The following is a 20,581-nucleotide window of genomic DNA, read 5'->3' on the forward strand; positions in this document are numbered from 1 at the left end:
GCAAAATTAACAATTATTGTTTATTTCCAATATTTTTAATCCCTTATCTTCTAATTGAAAAACCAAATCGCTTGTTTCTTCAATAAATTCCATATCGTGTTCTATTTGAAGTATGGTTATCTCTTCATTCTTAAGTTTTAAAATGATATCTTTAATAATCTTTTTATTATCCTTGTCGATGCCTGCAATTGGCTCATCTAGAAGCAGAAGTACTGGTTTATTGGCAAGACAACAACCCAAGGTTAGAAGTTTTTGCTGACCAAAAGACAAGTTACTACCCAAATGGTCAGCATATTCAAGAAGAGAGACCTTTTTAAGAATCTCATTTACTTTATTAAATTCTTCAAATGTAGCAATATGAAACATTTTCTTTTCCATCACCATTAGTACATTTTCCCTAACCGTAAGACCATGTATTATTCTTAAATCTTGAAATGTTCTGGCAATACCAAGCCTATTGATTTCTGTAGGTGATTTAGAACTTATGCTATTATTATTGAATTGGATTTTACCACTGTCAACTTTTACAAACCCAGTTAAAATATTAAATAAAGTTGTCTTGCCCGAACCATTTGAACCCATTAGAGAATATATCTTTCCTTTCTCAAGATATAAAGAGAGATTTTCAAAAAGTCGCCTTTCGCCAAATGATTTGTTTATATTTTCTACTGATAAAATCATTTTCATTTTTCTGCTAAATTAATGAATTTGTGCGGTTGTAAAAGCAAACTCTTTTTTTTAGGCAAGAAGGCTGGGCTTGTGGGAAAAACAAAATGTGTTTGCTGTGGGGCGGCATTAAAAACAAAAAATGCGGGTCGGCAAAAAAATAAAACTTTTTCGGATCGGCTGGTGTGGTCGGCAGTCATTCCGATTTGTTTTTCTTTTCTGTCTTTGTATGTCATCTTATCAATTTTCATGTCGCTGTCTTTTTTTTAGGCTTGCTTGTAACGTTTTATGGTATGGTGTCGTGTGGGATTACGAAGCGATTTCCTATCAGTTTACACCGGCTTTTTTTACGAGCCAACTGCCTTCGAAAACCTCTGAAACCCACATGCACTATACCATGTGTTAGCAAGCGTTATTCATGTAATTCATTAATTTTGCATATTCTTTCATGTATTTCCCTTTATGAAACTTCCAATTTTGATTTTCATTAAATATCTGTTCAAACAAATCAGCACTCATAGAAGGTCCAAAACTATGAAATACCATTACTAAAATCATATCATATGCTCTGAAAACGATTTTATTTATGTCATAGAACATTTTAGCCGATTCAAAACCTATGGTATGACCATTACCGTAATTCAACATTTGTTCATCTATTTGCTTTTTTGACGGATGAACATAAGCACAGGCTTTATAGAAGAAATCTTAAATTTCACTTCTAAAATCTTCTTTAACTGGACTTAAGAAAGGTGTAGAATATTCTTCAACAATTTCAATTGACGAATTAGGAATTTCATTTTTCAAATATTCAGTTTTAGTTTCAAAAGATTCGCCCATTTTTGCATAATCTACAATCACGTATTTGGTTATCATTTCAATCAAATATCTAAGTTCTCTCCTTGCAGTATTATGAATTCCATTTTGAATCATAACTAAAACACCAATTGAAGATTGAATCATATCATCAATTGCTCTAATGCATAAAAACTTATCGTAAATATCACCCGCACGAGAAGAATAAATGGATACAGCTCTTATACTATCAAGAAAATCTTTTGTAATATCATTCAGATATTTGATTTCTTGTTGATACTGTTGGCTATTATATATCTTTTCTTCCCAATCAGTTTTTTTGTTAGAAAGGGATTCTATAACTTGTTTTCTTAATTCTTCAATTGGGTCTTCCATGTATTTTCTACTGTCAATCTTATTTTGTAATAAGGGTCGTTTATTTAATGCTTGCTAACTTCTTTATCTATGCACCATATCCCACCAAAAGGTGTATAAAACCAGCTATTCTGGCATGCTTTATACACCTTTGAGGTGCATAATATTTTTTACAAATTGTCAAAGGGACTGGAAATTTTCAGTAAACTCTGTTCGCATACGTGGGTATAGATAGTTCTTGTATGTAACGTAGGCCCGTTCATGCTTCCAGTAAATGAGTTACATAAGAGTGCCGCAAACAATAAAGCGTTACTGGTTTTTTGATTTTGGCATGATCGAGTGCATGTTTTAAAACTTTTTGCAAGCTGATGCCAACCTCTTAAGCTACAAAGTACAGATATATTTCAAAATATTTATGCTGAATTATTCGCCATAAAAGTTGCTCTAGATTTTGATGGTGGCATCAGCAGCTTGCTGACCAAGGTCGTTTACCTGAGACCGGCCTTGATTTAGCCAGTCAACTGACGTTCAGCAGGTTGGAAAACATGATTACCCGTCGTGATCTCTATCGGATTGCAGAGGGTTTTGTGGATCATTTTCTCGCTTCGTATGTCGAACCTCCCGAGGTCATTGTCCTGGATTTTGACGATACGGAAGATGTTGTGCACGGCCATCAGCAATTGGCTCTGTTCAGCGGTTTTCTTGCAAACCAGATTGATCGGAAAACCGGCACACCGGGGTTTACAACGGAAGTTCCAGCAATAAAAGAACGAAAAATCCCTATAACACCTTATTTCAATTTTATTTACGCTTCGGGGCCAGTTTTTTCCTTGTGACTACATCAACATTTTTGGCATCAATGACCGAAGGAAGGGTAATCCCGGCAGCGGCAAGCAACTCAGCAGCCAATCCTTTCGACTGGGGAATTTTCTGACAGCTTGACCCTTTGAGGGTGACGATTGTGCTGCGTATTGCGCCAAGTTCATCAATTCCTTCCGGTACCGTGCATTCACATTTTTTCCAGAGTTCTGATAACTGCCTCTCGATTTTATAGGCAAGCATAACGGCAAAGACATTGCCACGAGTGCTCGCTTCGGTTCGCACATGAACCGGTCTGATTTCAAGATGACTTTGCTTGAACGTCCGGAATGCATGCTCCACTTTGGCCAGATCTTTGTACCGATCATGGACTTGTTCGGTCGAAAGCAGCTCTTTCTTGACATCGGTTTTGATCACATAACAGCCGTCCAGCAGAGCGACTCCTTTCAGGATTTCTTCATTGACCGTTACCGTGAACACCCTCTCCTGATGGGTCAGTTCCAGCACATCATTGAGCTTATACTGGCTGATCTTTTTCTGAAGAGAGCGTTGTGCAACATCCTTGTCACGCTTGAGGGAACCGGCGAGGTAACTGTTTTTCTCCTCAACAAGACGCTGGATTTTTTTCACCCGTTCCTGGCGATTCTTTGCCATCTCGGCCTCTCGAACCGGATTTCTTCTCAGCACATATCGAACGCCATCGGTTTTATTTTCAACCTCATACAGCTCTGAATCGAAAAAATCCATTTGCAGTACCTCTGCCTTCAGCAGGGTTCTGATTTCGGGTTTCGAGAGTGAGGTGATGTAATAAAATCCCGCATCGGTCAACTCTTTGGCCTGCGGCGTTTTGATCATACCCTTGTCGCCAACCATCGTTACCTCTTCAATGCCAAAAGTGTTGGCAACGGTGCGAATCTGCTCTGCAACGGTTGACTTGTCGCCGGTATTGCCTGCAAAGACCCGGACAGCAACCGGATCGCCATCTGCGGTACACAACAAACCAATAACGATTTGCTTTTTCCCCTTTTTGCCATCCCGGTTGTAGCCAAAGGCAGCAAGCACATTCTCCATCCCTTCAAGATATGATGAGGTAACATCATAGAGCAACAATTCCGGGCCAGCACCCGCTGAATTGTGCTTGAATAACTGCTGCTCAATGCGCTCCTGATGCTCCGTCAACCAAGCCAGGTTGGCATAGAGGTCATCTTCTGTAAAGCGTTCTAATTCAAGGACATCACAGGCGCCATAACTTGCTGCCATCCTGACCGCACCGAGTCGTGAACCCTGCCCGATCAATCGAGCCATAATCTGCCACAATGCAAGCTTTCCCTGGCGGGTATTACCAAGCGTCTTGCTGATACCAAGCCTCTCGGCAAGAGTTTTGAGTGCATATACCACACCAACACGAAGCCCCTCATGTAGTTCAACATCCTCAATATGCAACAGGGCTGCCAAATTGTCTTTGTACTTCAGGGCAAGTTTAATGGCGGCAATCTCTCCTTCCGAACATTTTGAGATCTTGCCCAACGTGCGATTTTTCACCTTCCCATCTTCACGATAGGATTCACGAAAAAGATGGCGCTGGTAGGTTTTGCCATTAATGGTGGTCTTGCTGGAATCGACGTACATTGTGACTATATCATAGGTTTGCTAAACGCTTAAATATATGATATAAAAAATAATGTTCCAAATATTTTAGTGACTACAATTTTCACATCTTTTCCTTGTAAAAATACTGCCTATAAAGAGTTAATGAAAAATAGACCTGGAACTTCCGTTACAACATGGAGTTGTCCACCGAATCTACCGATGAATTCTGACGTCATGCAATGCCTCACGGGCTATTTCTCGTTTGACTATCTCAGGATTTTGTGTAATTTGGAACAAAATAGCATGATAGCCGTGTTAACATGATACACTCTTTTAAGAATCAGGCAACTGAGGATATTCTTAACGGAAATCCGACCAAAAAAACGGCGAGAATCTGTCCTTCAGTATTATGGAAACAGGCGTACAGAAAACTTGATCAGCTTGATTCTGTTCTTACCCTTGACGAGTTGCGCATTCCCCCGGGAAACCGTTTGGAATCCTTGTCCGTCGATCGTAAAGGACAATTCAGTATTCGGTTAAATGACCAGTACAGAATATGCTTCCAATGGTCTTCTATTGGGCCGGAGGATGTTGAAATCGCTGATTACCATTAAAAGCCAACAAGAAGTGACTATGATACGCATACCAACGCATCGGGCACCGACTCATCCCGGAGAAATGCTGCTGGAGGAATTTTTGAACCCTATGAAAATCACTCAGCGTCAGTTAGCTGACGCTATCCATGTTCCTTATCAGCGGGTCAATGAAATCATTAATGGCCGACGGGGTGTGACACCGGCAACAGCCTTACGGTTAGCCAAATTTTTTGGCATGTCGGCTGACTACTGGATGAATCTCCAACAGCGATGGGATCTCTATCATGCAAAAAAATCAGAGGATAAGCTGTTAAACACGATTAAGACTGTAACACCAAAGGTGGCGTCTGTACTTTAAAGATCAGTGTTCATGAACTATCAACAGTTACTTGCCCTCTTCAAAGAGACCCACCTTGAGTTACAGGATCTGCCGCCTTCAGTGCTCGGAGCAACGGATGTGCCGTTTTACAGCAATAACCAGATGCTGATGCAGAAGGTGATTTTGGGGGAGTGAGGAGGTGAAATGAAGCACGAAGTATTATTGTTGAATAATTGTTTGAGGATCTTTTGCTACCTTTACCTTTAGTTTATTGCGGATCTGTACAAGCCAAGGGAGCAGAAACAGCGAGTTTTTCTTGTATATGATTTTAAATAAATGAGATAAGACGATTAGTAAGACGCGTTTCGAAACAGCATCTTTAGTGAACAGCAGAGAAATGAAATTATGACTTTGACAGATATTCTTCCGTTTGTTCAGCAGTTACGGATAGTTGACAAACTCAGACTGATTCGGATTATAGCGGAACAGCTTGATGCTGAGGGAAATGTTTTTCCGCTTGAACAGGGCAAAATTTACGAAATGCCAACACCGTACAATACGTTCGGAGTGGCAGAGATATTGATGAATAAACTCGAAATAACGAATACGAATAGTCAAACATTTTGAAATTCAGATACTCTGTCAGCAATCCGTCGCAAAATGAATATGACAGTCTTCCCCGTCTGACATTTCCTCTCTTTTGTAACAATCAGCAGGTTGAGGTTGTCGGCCTGGTTGACAGCGGCGCAACGGTCAACGTGCTTCCGTATGAGGCAGGTCTTCAGCTTGGAGAAATCTGGGATGATCAAAAAGCAAACATCCGGCTGTCAGGCAACTTGGGGAATTTGCCAGCAATACCGTTGAGTGCCATAGCAAAAATAGGAGATTTTGAACCTGTACGTCTCGTTTTTGCATGGGTTAAAAGTGATGTGCCGCTGATTCTCGGGCAAACGAATTTTTTTATGGAATTCGATGTCTGCTTTTACCGCTCGAAGTCAGAGTTTGAAATCATGCCGAAATCATCATAATTTAGACATCGCAAGCGAACATCACCTCTCGGAGTTACTGTACAAGCTCCCCTCGAAAGGACATTTCTGGTAGATGAAAAAGTAATGGAAGTATATAACGCAGACATCAATGTCATTGGCAGCATTCCGGATTTCCGGCTGATTGAGGTTGCGCTGGCAGAGTTTGCCAAAGGAAAGGGGCGGGTTGATCTCAGGGAGTTACTGGTGACCAACAACGCCTTCGATTTTCGGACGGAAAGCACCCGAAAGCGCTTTCTTGCCGCAGTGGAGCGTACCATTCTGGTTTTTGCCAGTGAACGGCACCGGCAGTTAATGGTGGCACTTTTTAATGCCCCCGGTCTGGAAACTCTGAAACGGTGGGCTATTTTTTTGCAGTTACTTGCCGGGAACGATCTTTTCCGGATTCTTACCAAAGAGGTTTATCTGAAGGTCTACTTTTCCGGTCGGACAACAATTGCCGGGGATGAAATCTTTGCCTACCTGAAAGATCGCCAGAGTCACTCTCTGCCGTTGAAAAAATTCTCGGATTCGACTCTGGAAAAAATTGGTTCAAAGTATCTCACGATTCTCAAGAAGCTGGGAATGGTTGAGGGTGCAGTAAAAAAACGGTTGCTCAATATCAGGCTTTCTGAGGATGAACTTCTTTTCTTTTTGTATGTTATCCTCAGTGTGGATGATGCTGCCACCGATATTCTGAAATCGCCATATCGGGAGTTCTTGTTTCTTGAACGAGAGCAGTTGATTCTGTCGCTGAAAAACATCAGCTTCATGCCATTTATCAATATAGCCTCTACCGGTGAGGCCTTGACTGTGCAGTTAAAATTGTCACCACAGGAGCTTGTTGATGCCATTTCTCACTGAACAAAAGCAGAAATTCGATGATCTTCGTGTGGTTTTACATGAAGACAACCGGACGCAACTAAAGCGAACGGCAAACGGTGGAAACACCGTTTTATTTGTCTATCCCCCGGCAGAAGAGGAGGAGTATATCGCTAAGGCGAGAGAACTCTATCCGGACGGTTATTTTATTGATATCGCGGAGCTGTTTGTCAAAAGCATTGACCTGCTTGGTGATGAATACAACAGCGTCAACGGAACAGACAAGGAGCGTAAGGCGCTGGAGGGTTTCAAGGCATTTTACCGCGAGAACAGCAGCACCTCATTCAAGGTGTTCACAAACGAATACCCAAACTGCCTCTTCTCCTTGATTGTCACGGAGATATGCCAGGCAAGCCGTGTTGAAAAAACAGCCTTTCTCATTCACACCGGCGCTCTTGAAGGTACCGGCATTGAGAATGTCAACATTATGGAACACAAAACCGTGATGATGCAGGGTATACCGCTTGTCATCTTCTATCCTGCCAGCTACATGAACAACGAACTGCTCTTCCTCAACCATAAACAGGCATCAAACTACCGATGCCATCTTGTCAAATAGTGGAGTGCCCTATGCCCAAAATCAAAGAGCTGTTGAGTCTCAACCTCGATATTGATATCAAGAATGTCATTGACCTTGAAGAGCAGGTTGAAGAGGAGATTCGTTACGAGATCGACAACTACATTATCACCGAAAATATTGGCCGTCACCTCTCCACCTTTGCCTCAAAATATAACTCCAGCATCAAGGAGACTGGCGTCTGGCTCTCAGGTTTTTACGGCTCCGGCAAATCCTATTTTGGCAAGATGCTTGGCTACCTGCTCGACAACAGGGTAATTATGGGAACCCAAGCCATAGAGCGCATCATCCCGCGACTCTCCGGGCTCAATGATGCCGCCCTTATCGAAAACGACCTGCGCAAATTCGCCAGTAGCAACAACCGGGTTATCTCTCTCGACATCGCCAAACAGAACACCGACAAGGGGCTGACCTTTACCCTCTTCCGCAATTTTTTGAAAAGCCTCGGATTTCTTGACTCTGTGTACGGCTATATTGAGTATCAGCTCTTTCTTGACGGCCACTATCCAGCCTTTGTAGAGAAGGTAAAGCTGCTCACGGGTGAAGAGTGGCAGAGCATTCGGGCAAGCTCCATGCGCGTCCCCTCAACCATTCGCAAAGTCTTGACCGCATGGAAATATACCGAACAGGAGTACGACGAAACCGTCATCCATCTGAACTCGATCATTGACAGCTTCAGCGCATCGAAGCTCAAGGATGAACTGAGCCGCTACCTCGAAAAGCAGCAAGGCGAAACAATCGTCTTTATTTTTGACGAAGCAAGCGAAGCCATCAGCCAGAAAAAGTTTACTCTGCTTGACCTTGAAGGGCTAAGCGAATCACTCTCCGCCATCGCCTCCAGAGTCTGGACCATCGCCATTGCCCAGGAGAAGCTCGACGATGTGATCAACAACAACAGTATCAGCAAGAGTCAGCTCACCAAAGTGACTGATCGCTTTAAAACCAAGATTCACCTTGAATCAACTGAAGTCGATGTCATTATCCGCAGCCGCCTGCTCCAGAAAAGTGACGAAGGGCAACAGTTGCTCAACACCTTTTTCGACCAGAACGCAGGGAAAATTGCCGACATCACCAACCTCAAAGCCTCCATCCCGACCAAGTCAGAGAACAGGGAGCTGTTCACCATCTACTACCCTTTCCACCACTACCAGTTCCAGTTGCTGCAGAATTTTCTCTTTGCCTCCAACGCCCTGACGGCCTCGCAGGTGGCTGCCCGAGGGATGATTATCACCACCTTCGACGTTCTTCGCAACAAGCTTGGCAAGCTCAATGCATACAATTTTGCCACCGCCTTTGACATCTGTGACGAAGCGCAGACGGCCCCAACCGCTGCCCTGGTCAACAAGTACGACCTTGCCCGCCAGATGCTCAAAGAGTCAGCCATTGACGGCATCCGGCTGCTCAAGGCCATCCACTTTCTCTCGGTATCAGAGCTTGTTGCAACTACGGCTGAGAACATCACCAAAGTCTACATCTCTACAGTTGACGACTACTACAGCGTAAAGCCCCTGATTGAAGAGGCGCTTACAACCTTGACCACGGCAAAAGTACTTCTTGAGAGCAACAACTCCTTCAAAATCACTTCTGATCTGGAGACAAAGCTCCTCGATGAAATGAAGGATTTTACGGTTGAGCACTTCAAACGCAAAAATGAGCTGGTCGCCCGATTGCAGAAAAACAGCTCCATCCGCTCAATCGGAACCATCAGCGACAAGAGCGTCACCTACAATTTTCATGTTACCACTGACCTTGGCGATGAACTTATGGGCTCATCAAACAAGGATCTCCAGATAGAGGTGTGCAGCCTCTACAGCATCACCGAAAACCGGCTCGACTTCATGGAGAGCATCAAACAGCAGACCCGCGACATCAAGCACAAAATCACACTTCTCCCCGACAACGCACAATTCAGCACCATCAGCCACCTGATTGAGGAGATCCTGCGATTCGCCTACATGGACGACAAGTACAAAAACGACAGCGATGCAACCATCAAGCAAATCATCCGCTCATTCTCGGTCATCCGGGACGAACGGGAAAAGGATCTCCTTAACCTGATCAACAGCGCCTATACCAACGCCAAAGCGATCTACCTCTTCAATACGGTGCAGCTCAGTGAAGCCAGTTTCAAGAGTGAAATAAACACCCTTCAAAAAAAGGTGCTCGATAATGTTTTTTACAAACGCCCCTCCAGGCAGCTCTCCGAAGCGCTGGCTACCTCAATTATAAAGGAGCGGCAGAACGACAAGCTGCCAAAGTTCAATTTCAGTGAAAACGGCGGCAACGACTTTACCTTTTTCGACTCCAACGGCAACTTCGTGGGCGACACTCTTGAGTGCATTGAGTCGGTAACCGCCAAAATCAAAAGCCAATACCTCAGTGGCAAAGATCTTGAACTGGAGTTAAAGAGCGCCCCCACCGGCTACGAATATGGCACGGTAGCTACCCTTGTGGCTGTACTCTTTCGTACCGGTCGCCTCACCGCCAGGTTCAACGCCAAAGATATTTTTTCGTACCGCGACGATGTTGTCGAAAGCATCTTCAGCTCCAGCCGGAACTTCCAGAAAGCCTCCTTCAAGTCACTCTCCAAATCGCTGACGACCGCCCAGAAATCCGATATGGTCACCCTGCTTCGAGCCCTCAAGATCGAAGAGGTGACCAAAGAGCGGGTTGACTGGAACAGCAATGACTTTGCGCTCATTGAGGCCATCCGTGCCCTCTCGGAGTACTACATCAACGCCGTCCGGACGCTGAAAAAGACCGTAACGGACTTTGAACCGCTCTTTGGCAGCGAAACCACCCTTATTGGCAAACTGCACCAGTTTTCCGGCAAGGTGACTGAGGGCAACTTTCTTGACACGGCTGACAACTTCCTACTCAATCAGGCGGTGTTTGAGGCAACGGTCAAAAAAATCGAGAAGATTGAAAAATTCATCAAGTCGAACCTGCAAAAAGCCAGATTCATCAAGCGCTTTGTTGATGAGCTGAAAATCGAGCTTGAAAAGGCCAACGTCACCAGCCGCGAAATTCAGGAGACCATTACACGCTTTGATGAAATCTACTCATCATCCGTGGTTGAAGGGTATAGGGAGATTCTTGTTGAAGGGCAGAAGCTCAAGGACTTTTACCACACCCTGATGGTTGATGCCAATACAACGGCCAGCGACGCAAACCGGGAGCTGCTTGCCGTCGCAACCGCACTCATCACAGAGATCAACAGCTATCCCGAAACACAGAACCGTGACCTGTTGCGGCAGGTTCAGTTCGTCAAAGAGTATGCTGAAAAGCGCATCAATCAAGAGGTCAAGCTCGACTACACCATCAAGTGCGCCAGTTCCCACTTTTCACTCTCGGAGATGATCACCTGCACCGCGCTTGCTCCGCAGAAGCTTGCCGAGCTGGAGGTTGCCGCAATGAGTATTGTCAAGGAAGCTCCTCCTGCCCCCGTACCGGTGGAAGAGAGCAATAGCGGAGAAGTCATCCCCATACCACCACCGAAAGCATTAAAACGGATCTCGCTCAAAATTGCCCGCACCACAACGGTCGGGGCATTCAAGCAGATGCTTCAGCTCCAGTTACAACAGGTTGCCGGAATGCAGGAGAGTGACCAAATTGAAATAGACCTCTAAAAAGGCAAAGGCCCCGAACAATGAAACTTTCCGACCACGTCAAGAGTATCCGTGAGCTGATTTCGTCAGCCTTTGCGAACCAGTTTGCCCGGCTCGGTATCACAGCAGAGCGCCAGAGTGAACCTGCCACCCTCGACCAGCCACAGCAAGAGCTTCGGGCAACGCTTGATGCCATCCTTGAAAGCCACAACAAAGAGACCGGCACACCTGCCGCAGCCTACCAGAAAGCGCTTGACGACTACACCTTTACCCTCTTCAACCGGCTTGCCGCGCTCAAGGTGATGGAGGCACACCGGATGTTCCCCGAAGTGCTCACCAAACGGGCTGAAAATGGCGGTCACTCTTTTGGCCACCGTGCATGGCTGGAACAAAACCCGTTCATGTCTTCCGAAGAGCTTGAGGGATTGCTCTTCTATATCCGCTTTGCCTTCGACACCCTCAGCGACAAAATCCGACTCTACTCCCGTGAGAGCACCTACGACATGCTTCCCTACGTGCTCGACCTGAACGCCATTATCGGCGCATTCAATGCCGTTGAGGAGGACAGTGATGTTGGCTCTGAAATCTGGCTCTCGGACGACATTATGGGGTGGCTTTACGAAAGCTACAACCTCTCCAAAAAACAAGCATTTAAGGAGTCTGGCGACAAGATCGAGTTCGACAAGGTTGCCCTCTCCTCCCAGGTCTATACGCCGCGCTGGGTTGTTGAGTTTCTGGTGAACAACTCCCTCGGCAAACTCTATCTGGAGATGTACCCAGATTCAGAGATTGGGCGAAAGTACAAAATTGCCAACATCCCCGCCACACGGGTGCGCGAGCCGAAACCCTTGACTGAAATTCGGCTGATTGACCCGGCAACAGGCTCCGCAAACTTTCTGCTCTACGCCTTCGACCTCTTTTATGACCTCTACCTCGACCAGATTGAGAACTATGGCGCTGAGTATGACGAAGAGGAGATCGGGAAGCTCATTATTGAGCACAACCTCTACGGTGTTGACCTCGATGACAGGGCAATCCAGATTGCGCAGTTGGGTCTCTACATTAAGGCATTGCGACGGAACAGCCGCATCCATATCGAGCGCTTCAATGTGGTCTCCTCCGATTTTTACCTGCCCGATTTTGATGTGGTGGCAAGCTCCTTCTCCGGCAGTCTGGCTACCGACTCCCAGCAGATGAGTTTGATCAAGGCAATCTGGGCCGACCTGCAGCGAGCATACCAGTTTGGCTCACTCATCAGGATTGAAGAACGCTTCAATGCCAATTTTGCATCACTCTTTGAAAAGGCAAAAGCTGACCAGCAGGATCTTTTTGCCACGGCTGAATTTGAGAGCCAGGAAAAGTTCAAAGCGGAGCTGTTCCGTGATTTGCACAACGCCGTATCGGCATACAGCCAAAGCAGCGGCAACAGCTTTTTGCGGAGCAAGAGTAATGATGCCATCACCTTTCTGGAGATCATGACCCGGAAGTACGATGTAGCGGTGGCGAATCCGCCCTATACCGATTCAAGTGATTTCGGGAAGGAGTTGAAAGCTTTTATTGAAGGGAATTACAAGAAGCCTTATGGATTTCACTCAAACCTCTATGCGACTTTTATAAAACGATGTGCGGAGATTATCACTGATACCGGCAAGATTGCGATGATTCATCCGCTCACCTTCATGTATATCAAAACCTTTGAGGGGGTTCGGGAATATATCCTTAACAATTTGCATATCAATATTTTTGTCGATTATGGCTTGAGCAACCTCTTTGGCTCCATAATGGTTGACCCTGCGTTTTATGTTCTGGAAAAAGGGATAACGACCAATGACAAATCACTCTTTATTTCACTGGATCAGTATACCCGTACTCCACAGGAGAAATTCAAGAAAGATTATGCTCTCACAGCTCTGGAGAATTTTGTTTCAGGAAAGACGGATAAACATAATATTCTCATTAATCAAGACAAGCTGAAAATCATCAAGTCATGGCCATTTATTTACTGGATTAGTGATGCTTTTCGGGAGAAGTTTGGAAGTAATGCTCTTCAAGATTCATTTTATGTCGCTCAAGGTTTAGTTACTTCAAACAATGAGAGATTCTTGAGGTACACATGGGAGGTTTTTAATGATTATGCAGAAGAAAATATTTTAGCGAATCAAAAATGGTTCTTTTATCCTAAAGGAGGTATATACTGTAAATGGCTTGGAAATAATTGGTTATTGGTAAATTGGGAGGACAATGGGTATGAGATTAAAAATTTTTGTGATGATCAAGGCAAACAAAAATCACGGCCTCAGAATGAATCCTTGTATTTTAAGGCAGGGATAACATATGGAAGCAGTGGCTCGAAAGGCATATGTTTTAGGTATATGCAAACAGGGCAAATATTTTCAGGCGGCGGCCCCGGAATTATTCCTAAAGCTTTTAACAACATTCCTTATGTGATTGCTTTTTTAAATTCAAAGCTTTCCGCATACCTTCTTGGGTCTCTTAATCCTACAGTAAATACTACACAAGGGGATTTAAATAGGGTTCCTTTTTGTCTTCCAACAAAAAAGCTTGAGGACTCTATTACGTATTTTTCAAATACGGCGATTGACGTAAAAAAACGGTTATATTCATTTTCTTTGGTGGAATCAAACTATGAAGCTAATCCTTTTTTGATTGGCATTTCAAATATAGACCTTCGAGAAAAGATCAAATCTTTTTTCACCTACGAAAACCACCTCCTCACCCAAGTCCTGCTCAACGAAGCCATCATCAACGAAAAGATCTTCGAAGTCTACGAACTCACCCCTGAAGACAAGGCAATGGTGCTTGCCAAAGAGGGCGAATCCATCGGTGGTCTCCCTGTATTTCCCGAAGCCCGCGCAGCATATCTGACTGAAACAGAGGTCACGGCAGAGTTCCCGCTTGATAAAATCTTTACTTTCATTGAATCCCTGCCCACCATGACCATGAGCGGGCAGGAGATTGCCGACCTCACTGCAAAGTTCGAGACGCTCTACCAGAGCAACAACGACCTCGAAGAGTTCTGCATCAGGAACAAGATCAACCCGATTAACGTCTGGTACCTCTTCAAGAAAAGTGGAGTGCTGCCGCAGCAGCGGGCCAAAACCATTGCGATGGAGTTCCTCGCCGACCTGATCCGCGAAATTCTCAATGAGGACGACGACGGTATTGTCCCTCTGGTACGTAACACCGGCGAAGAGATATTGATTGACCGCATTGAAAAGAAGTTTGAGGAGAAGGGGCTCACTTCCGCGCAGTTTGCCGCTTTCCCGACCGTTCTTGGCAAGGAGATCAACGACTACATCAACAACAAAAACTTTTTTAGCGACCTCTCCGATCACCTCAACCTCTTCATGTACCTGCCAAAGACACCATTTATCTGGCATATCACCTCCGGGCCACGTCAGGGATTTGATGCCTTCATCATCATCTACAAATGGAGTCGCGACAAGCTCTTTACCCTGAAGTCGGTCTATATTGAAAAGCGTGAGACGGCGCTGCGCAACCGCCAGTCAGACCTGCTTGGCGAGAAAAGCGCACAGGCAGAAGAGGAGAAGGATACCATTTTCCATCAGCTCAAGGAGATTGAGAGCCTCCGGAAAAAGATTGACGAACTGCTCTCCGAAGGCTACGACCCCAAGCTCGACGACGGTGTCGGCAAAAACATCGCTCCCTTGCAGAAGAGGGGTATCATCGCTTATGAGGTGCTGAATCCGGGACAGCTCAAAAAGTATCTGAATGCAGAGTGGTAAATCGCAAAACCTATGAACTATAAACAGTTACTTGCCCTCTTCAAAGAGACCCATCAGGAGTTACAGCAAAGAGCCGCCCGCTCGGTCGATACCTCCCTGGTGATCCGGAACTGGCTGTTCGGGTGGTACATTGTAGAGTTTGAGCAGGGCGGCTCAGACAGAGCGGAGTATGGCGCCAATTTGCTAAAAAAAATCGCGGCTCAGTTGACGATCAAAGGCTGTTCAGAACGAAGCCTCGCGCTCTGCTGTAAGTTCTATCTCACCTATTCTGGAATTTTGCAGGCACTGCCTGCAAAATCTGAAAGCAGGCAGAATGAGTTCCAAAAGATTGGGCAGACACTGCCTGACCAATCTTTTCGTGAGCAAAGTGAACTACCGGAGATTCAACAGGCACTGCCTGTTACATCTTTTGATGCCATAGCCAGTGCTCCCAAAATGGTTCAGGAACTCTCCGAAACATTGGCTGGCTGCTTTTCTCTCGGATGGACACATTACGTTGCTTTGCTGACCATATCGAACACTGATGAGCGCCGATTCTACGAAATTGAAGCCAGCGAAAACAGTTGGGGTGCCCGAGAGCTTGAGCGGCAGATAGCGGCCTCGCTGTATGAGCGGCTGGCACTCAGTCGTGACAAGGAGGGAATCCGGCAGCTCTCAGAGAAGGGGCTGATTATTGAAAAACCGGCGGATGTGATCAAAAGCCCCTTTGTGCTTGAGTTTCTGGATCTGGAAGAAAAAACCGCTTATTCGGAACATGCACTTGAAACGGCCATTATCGACCACCTCGAACACTTTCTGCTTGAACTGGGCAAAGGGTTTCTCTTTGAGGCTCGCCAGAAACGGTTCACCTTCGATAACGACCACTTTTATGTTGATCTGGTTTTTTATAATCGGCTCTTGCGCTGCTATGTGCTTATTGACCTCAAGCGCGACAAGCTGACGCATCAGGATCTTGGGCAGATGCAGATGTATGTGAACTACTTTGACCGCTATGTCAAAACGGAGGATGAACTGCCGACCATTGGCATTCTGTTGTGCCATCGCAAGCATGATGCGCTGGTTGAACTGACACTCCCCAAGGATTCAAATATTTTTGCATCAAAGTATCAGCTCTATCTGCCCTCAAAAGAGGAGCTGAAAAGGCAACTGGAAGAGGCTGCAGGCATTGGGCACTGCGAAAATCCCGATCAGGAGGGAATGAACGATGTTCGATAAATGGCTCAATCAGGATATCAGGAAAGTCCTTGACCGGCGAAACAGAGTAGTTGTGGGGGCTGAAGCCTCTCTTCTGGATCTTTTGCGCAAGGTATTGACGAAGGAGCTGACAATTTTTGTGGTTCATGGCTCCCTTGAGGAGCTGGAGTGCAAGTACACTGTAGAAAAATTCCACAAGGGTGATAAAGTTGTAATAATAGCGACATCACAAAAAAACAAGCTGACCTTTATTCGCGACTACGCTGAAACCTGTGGGTATGTGGATATCCGCATGGTGGAAAATTATGTGGCGGCGAGGGTTTTTCAGGAGCTTGGCTTGAACATTTCGCTTACACCGGAAGAACTCAAAGTTGCTGCGTACAACAGCATTGGTAAAGGACGTGAGTATTGGGAGGAGCTTTGCCGCAAGGGTGGAGAGCGGCTTTTTGATATCGGCAGTGATATCCTCCCCTTTCTCCATGACCCAGTGGGTTTCTGCGCTACCCGTGATGCAGTGGTGGTTGCGGCCTTTTTTGAAAAAATCAATACCTGGCTTGGGCGCGGCAACATCAGCCAACCCCCCGAAATCCTTGCGAAAGAGGTGGCTGAGCAGATTCTGGGGTCGCTGCTGACAGGTAAACCGAAGAAGAAGTACCTCGATGTGTACAAGAAGTGGGGCGATTCCAAAGCGATGGAGGGTTCGTTGCTGGGCTATTGCCAAGAGCATCCGGTCCGGTTGGAGCTGCCGGAACTTTGGAAAGTTTATGCCGCCCATCCGTTCGATTTGGTGGATCTCCAGTGGCTGAAAGACCTGGTAGCGCACTTATCGGACAGAGTCTCCATTAAGGATAAACTCCCGCTCATACACGCCCGTTTCAGGAGCAGCCACGGCAGGCAATGGCGCAAGGGGTTGTGGGGCCATCTGCTGCAACTGCTGGAGTTTGATACTTCCAGAATCAAGGGGATTGCGTCGCTTGAGGAGGCGACAACCTTTTACACGACCGAACTCTACCGGGTTGACACGGCTATACGCAGCATCTACGAGGAGTTCTGGGGTGACGAAAAGGTTATTCGCCCATTCCAGGAGTATTACAACCAGTTGGTTTCACCCTTTCTCCATAAGTGGTTTCAGTACTTCGACGACTACCGGGAGAACCAGAAGGGGCTTTTGATAGAGAGAATCCGTTCCGCTCAAGGACGGATAGCAATTATTGTGGGTGATGGTATCTCTTATGAAATTTCACAGAGAGTCACTGCGAAAATAAGTGATACGATCAAGGTTGATAACCAATATCGCTGCTGCGGCATTCCGTCGATTACCGAAAACAATATGAGCCTGCTTTATCGTGACGATGGAGTTGTTGAGCCATTGCAGTCCCGGCGAGAGGCATATCTTGCCGCACAAGTCGCAATGCGGATTGAGTTTGTTCAGTTGGAGGAGGTCAACTTTCAACATGCTGAAGTGGATGTGCTTCTCTGCTCCTGCAAGGATATTGACGACATAGCCGAGAAGATGCAGCACAAAGCGCTGAAATTCATCGGTGAAATTGAGAATATGCTTGCCGAAAAGGTAGGGTTTCTGCTCAATAACGGTTTTCAGGAGGTTGTGCTGACCTCCGACCACGGATTTGTGCTTACCGGTATTCTTGATGAGTCCGACAAGGCCGAAGTGCAGTTTCAAGGAATTGTGTCAAAGGCAGAGCGATACATTCGTACCACCGGCAGGCAGAGTCCATCACCTGAATTGATCGAATACAGGCAACAGTATAAGGAGTTCAACTACGTGTACTTTGCCAAACATATGAAACCATTCAAAACCCCTGGGAAGTACGGATATGCTCATGGCGGGTTGTCGCCTCAGGAGTTGATTATTCCTTTTATAACCTTCAGCCACACAATCTCTTCCCTTCAGGAACTGAACATCAGTGTGGCGAACGAAAGGCAGTTGAGCGGTGTTGTGGGCGACTATTTTTCACTCCACCTTAAAGCTGATGATGGAGCGGGTGATATCTTTACCCAGGAACGGAAGGTGCAGCTCCTCTTTATCGACAACGGGAAGGAGTTCAACAAGAGTGACATCGTGGCCATTAAAGCGGGTGAACTCATCAAGAAGGAGTTCTCATTTGACAACCATCTCAATATTGAGGTGATTGTGGTGGATGCCCTGTCGCGGCTGACCCTGACGAAGGTGGCTGTATCGCAAACCGTTGCTCGTGACCTTGGCGGTCTTTAAAAATCGTTCGTTGAAACCAGAGAGTAACCTATGAGTATCGTTTTAGACCAACTGGATGAAAAGCTTCTCGAACATTTTCGAGGCTTTGTTGTCAAGAAAGACCTGGTGCAGATGCTCAAAGTCGGCGAAAATGTCCCTGTGTTCGTACTGGAATATCTGATTGCTAATTCATGTTCTACGAATGACGAAGAGGCTATCAAAAAGGGGCTTGATAATGTCAAGCGCATCCTCAGCGACCACTATGTCAACCCCGAAGAGAGCGCCCTTATCCATTCCAAAATCAAAAATGAGGGCCGCTACAAAATCATCGACAAAATCAGCGTTGAACTTGATACCGGCAAAGATGTCTACTGGGCAAAATTGCAGAACAGCAATATCAAGCACGCCAACATCAGCGAAAGCCTGGTAAACCAGCACGAAAAGATGATGCTTGGCGGTATCTGGGCAATCATCGAAATGCGATACGATCCCGGCATCATGATTGGCTCAACCATCTATCCCTTCGTGGTGGAAGAGATCAAACCGATTCAGCTCTCCAATTTTGAGAACGGCCACTTTGTGCGCAACCGCTCACACTTCACTACGGAAGAGTGGATCGACATCCTTTTGCGCAGCTCAGGGATTGAACCCTCGGCGGAAGGAATCACCCGCCGCATCAAGTTGCTCCTGATATCGCGCCTCATTCCGCTGGTGGAGGCGAACTTCAATTTTCTGGAAATAGGGCCACGATCTACAGGAAAAACCTATGTGTTCAAGGAGCTTACCCCTTATGCTGTTGTCATTTCTGGCGGGCAGGGAACCGTTGCCAAGCTCTTTGTACACGGTTCCACCGGCAAGGTTGGCGCTGTCGGGCAGTGGGATGCTATTACCTTTGATGAAGCAACCGACAAGCTCTTCAAGGAGCGGGATGCCATCCCGCTGATGAAAGATTATATGGAATCCGGCTCCTTCTCCCGTGCAGGTGCCGGTGGCGAAATTACAGGCAGCGCTTCAATTGTGCTGAACGGCAACATCAACCAGCCGATTGAAACCGTGTTGCAGAACTCAAACCTCTTAAGCCCGCTTTCCCCTGAAATCAACACCGATACCGCCTTTCTTGACCGTATACACTACTATTTGCCCGGCTGGGAAATGCCTAAGTTCGCGCCAAAGCATTTCACTAAAAACTTCGGCTTCAGCACGGACTTCTTTTCGGAATGCCTCAAGTCACAACGCAAGATAAACCATACCGACGTTGTCGAGGAGTTCTTCGCGCTCGGCTCTCACCTTAAGCAGCGTGACACCAAACCTGTGAAGAAAACAGTTTCAGGATTTATCAAGCTGATCCATCCTGACGGCAAATACACACGGGAGGAGGTGCAGGAATATTTGACCATTGCTCTCGAAATGAGGCGTCGTGTGAAGGAACAGCTCAAACGTATCGGAGGCATGGAATTCTGGGACACTAACTTTTCCTACATCGACAAAAACACTCAGGAAGAAACCTTTGTCTCCCTGCCCGAAGAGCGAAGCTCTCACCTCATCGAAAACTCGCCCCTTCAGCCGGGCGTCTGCTACACAGCAACAAGCGATGGAGAGAACCTGACTCTGGTTAGGATCGAGACCGCCGTTGTTACCGGAAGCGGAAAACTGAACATCTCCGGCACCAACAGCACCACACCAAAGGAAGACATTAAAAACACCTATCAATACATCAAGGCCAACGAGAAAACCATCCTCAACGAGCAGCACTCCCTCAAGAACTACGATATCTCCATTCAGGTGACATCACTCCTCGGCTCAACGATTGCGTCAGGGATAGGGGCCGCCGCCTACGTCGCCATCATCTCCGCTATCTACAAAAGAAACCTCAAGCCAGCCCTGTCGATTCTGGGGAACATCTCCATCGGCGGCGCCATCGAGCGGGCAATGAACTTCTCTGACAAAGTATCAATGCTCTCCGAAAATGGAGCCAAGCTCGTGCTGGTACCCATGAGCAACCTCAACGAGTTGCAGGATCTGCCGCCTTCTGTGCTCGGGGCTACCGATGTGCCCTTTTATGGCAATAACCAGATGCTTATGCAAAAGGTGATTTTGGGGGAATAGGAGGGTACGGAGCCAAAAGTATTATTGTTGCATGATTATTAATTTATGTT

At 46.1% G+C, this 20,581-nt stretch carries 16 protein-coding genes and 1 pseudogene; 13 read left to right on the forward strand and 4 right to left on the reverse strand.

Annotated elements, in window-relative coordinates:
* Window positions 1-6 precede the first annotated feature (6 nt).
* The 3 genes from AC56AD_RS10220 to AC56AD_RS10230 form a co-directional block, all read right to left on the reverse strand.
* A complete protein-coding gene (locus tag AC56AD_RS10220; RefSeq protein ID WP_049759927.1) occupies window positions 7-687 on the reverse strand; it encodes an ATP-binding cassette domain-containing protein in 681 nt (226 codons plus the stop codon).
* On the reverse strand, window positions 684-917 hold the full coding sequence (locus AC56AD_RS10225) for a hypothetical protein (RefSeq protein ID WP_150085668.1): 234 nt from the start codon (window positions 915-917) through the stop codon (window positions 684-686). Before AC56AD_RS10225 ends, AC56AD_RS10220 begins: the two co-directional genes overlap by 4 nt.
* A gap of 457 nt (window positions 918-1,374) precedes the next feature.
* The gene (locus AC56AD_RS10230) at window positions 1,375-1,857 is read right to left on the reverse strand and encodes a hypothetical protein (RefSeq protein ID WP_012508716.1); all 483 of its coding nucleotides are present in this window, start codon (window positions 1,855-1,857) and stop codon (window positions 1,375-1,377) included.
* A gap of 464 nt (window positions 1,858-2,321) precedes the next feature.
* Between AC56AD_RS10230 and AC56AD_RS10235 the strand changes: the two are divergent.
* Window positions 2,322-2,537: pseudogene (locus tag AC56AD_RS10235) on the forward strand (transposase); the annotation flags it as partial.
* Between the two features lie 100 nt (window positions 2,538-2,637).
* Here the strand turns inward: AC56AD_RS10235 and AC56AD_RS10240 are convergent.
* Entirely contained in the window at window positions 2,638-4,284 is a 1,647-nt protein-coding gene (locus AC56AD_RS10240; protein ID WP_012508717.1) for an IS1634-like element ISPph1 family transposase, read from the reverse strand.
* A gap of 281 nt (window positions 4,285-4,565) precedes the next feature.
* Here AC56AD_RS10240 and AC56AD_RS10245 point away from each other — a divergent pair, with 281 nt between their 5' ends.
* The 12 genes from AC56AD_RS10245 to brxL all read left to right on the forward strand — a co-directional run bounded on the left by AC56AD_RS10245 (window position 4,566) and on the right by brxL (window position 20,531).
* Window positions 4,566-4,859, forward strand: coding sequence for a type II toxin-antitoxin system RelE/ParE family toxin (locus AC56AD_RS10245; RefSeq protein ID WP_012508718.1), 294 nt, complete (start codon window positions 4,566-4,568; stop codon window positions 4,857-4,859).
* On the forward strand, window positions 4,786-5,199 hold the full coding sequence (locus AC56AD_RS10250; RefSeq protein WP_223293899.1) for a HigA family addiction module antitoxin: 414 nt from the start codon (window positions 4,786-4,788) through the stop codon (window positions 5,197-5,199). The genes AC56AD_RS10245 and AC56AD_RS10250 overlap by 74 nt, the downstream gene beginning before the upstream one ends.
* A 12-nt stretch (window positions 5,200-5,211) precedes the next feature.
* Complete coding sequence (locus AC56AD_RS10255; RefSeq protein WP_190273987.1) at window positions 5,212-5,355, forward strand: hypothetical protein; 144 nt, start codon at window positions 5,212-5,214, stop codon at window positions 5,353-5,355.
* A 210-nt stretch (window positions 5,356-5,565) separates the two neighbouring features.
* A complete protein-coding gene (locus AC56AD_RS10260) occupies window positions 5,566-5,787 on the forward strand; it encodes a hypothetical protein (protein WP_012508720.1) in 222 nt (73 codons plus the stop codon).
* On the forward strand, window positions 5,784-6,188 hold the full coding sequence (locus AC56AD_RS10265) for a pepsin/retropepsin-like aspartic protease family protein (RefSeq protein ID WP_012508721.1): 405 nt from the start codon (window positions 5,784-5,786) through the stop codon (window positions 6,186-6,188). The genes AC56AD_RS10260 and AC56AD_RS10265 overlap by 4 nt, the downstream gene beginning before the upstream one ends.
* 84 nt (window positions 6,189-6,272) lie before the next feature.
* Window positions 6,273-7,049 (forward strand): BrxA family protein, encoded by a 777-nt coding sequence (locus AC56AD_RS10270; protein ID WP_012508722.1) that lies wholly within the window; start codon window positions 6,273-6,275, stop codon window positions 7,047-7,049.
* Window positions 7,033-7,626, forward strand: a complete 594-nt coding sequence (locus AC56AD_RS10275; RefSeq protein WP_012508723.1) for a hypothetical protein — start codon at window positions 7,033-7,035, stop codon at window positions 7,624-7,626. Before AC56AD_RS10270 ends, AC56AD_RS10275 begins: the two co-directional genes overlap by 17 nt.
* 11 nt (window positions 7,627-7,637) lie before the next feature.
* Window positions 7,638-11,273, forward strand: a complete 3,636-nt coding sequence (gene brxC, locus AC56AD_RS10280) for a BREX system P-loop protein BrxC (RefSeq protein WP_012508724.1) — start codon at window positions 7,638-7,640, stop codon at window positions 11,271-11,273.
* Between the two features lie 20 nt (window positions 11,274-11,293).
* On the forward strand, window positions 11,294-15,019 hold the full coding sequence (locus tag AC56AD_RS10285) for an Eco57I restriction-modification methylase domain-containing protein (protein ID WP_012508725.1): 3,726 nt from the start codon (window positions 11,294-11,296) through the stop codon (window positions 15,017-15,019).
* 12 nt (window positions 15,020-15,031) lie between these two features.
* Window positions 15,032-16,234, forward strand: a complete 1,203-nt coding sequence (locus AC56AD_RS10290; protein WP_012508726.1) for a PDDEXK nuclease domain-containing protein — start codon at window positions 15,032-15,034, stop codon at window positions 16,232-16,234.
* The gene (locus AC56AD_RS10295; protein WP_012508727.1) at window positions 16,224-18,446 is read left to right on the forward strand and encodes a PglZ domain-containing protein; all 2,223 of its coding nucleotides are present in this window, start codon (window positions 16,224-16,226) and stop codon (window positions 18,444-18,446) included. Before AC56AD_RS10290 ends, AC56AD_RS10295 begins: the two co-directional genes overlap by 11 nt.
* 30 nt (window positions 18,447-18,476) lie before the next feature.
* A complete protein-coding gene (gene brxL, locus AC56AD_RS10300) occupies window positions 18,477-20,531 on the forward strand; it encodes a protease Lon-related BREX system protein BrxL (protein ID WP_012508728.1) in 2,055 nt (684 codons plus the stop codon).
* The last annotated feature ends 50 nt before the right edge of the window (window positions 20,532-20,581 follow it).

The organism is Pelodictyon clathratiforme, from assembly GCF_982375515.1.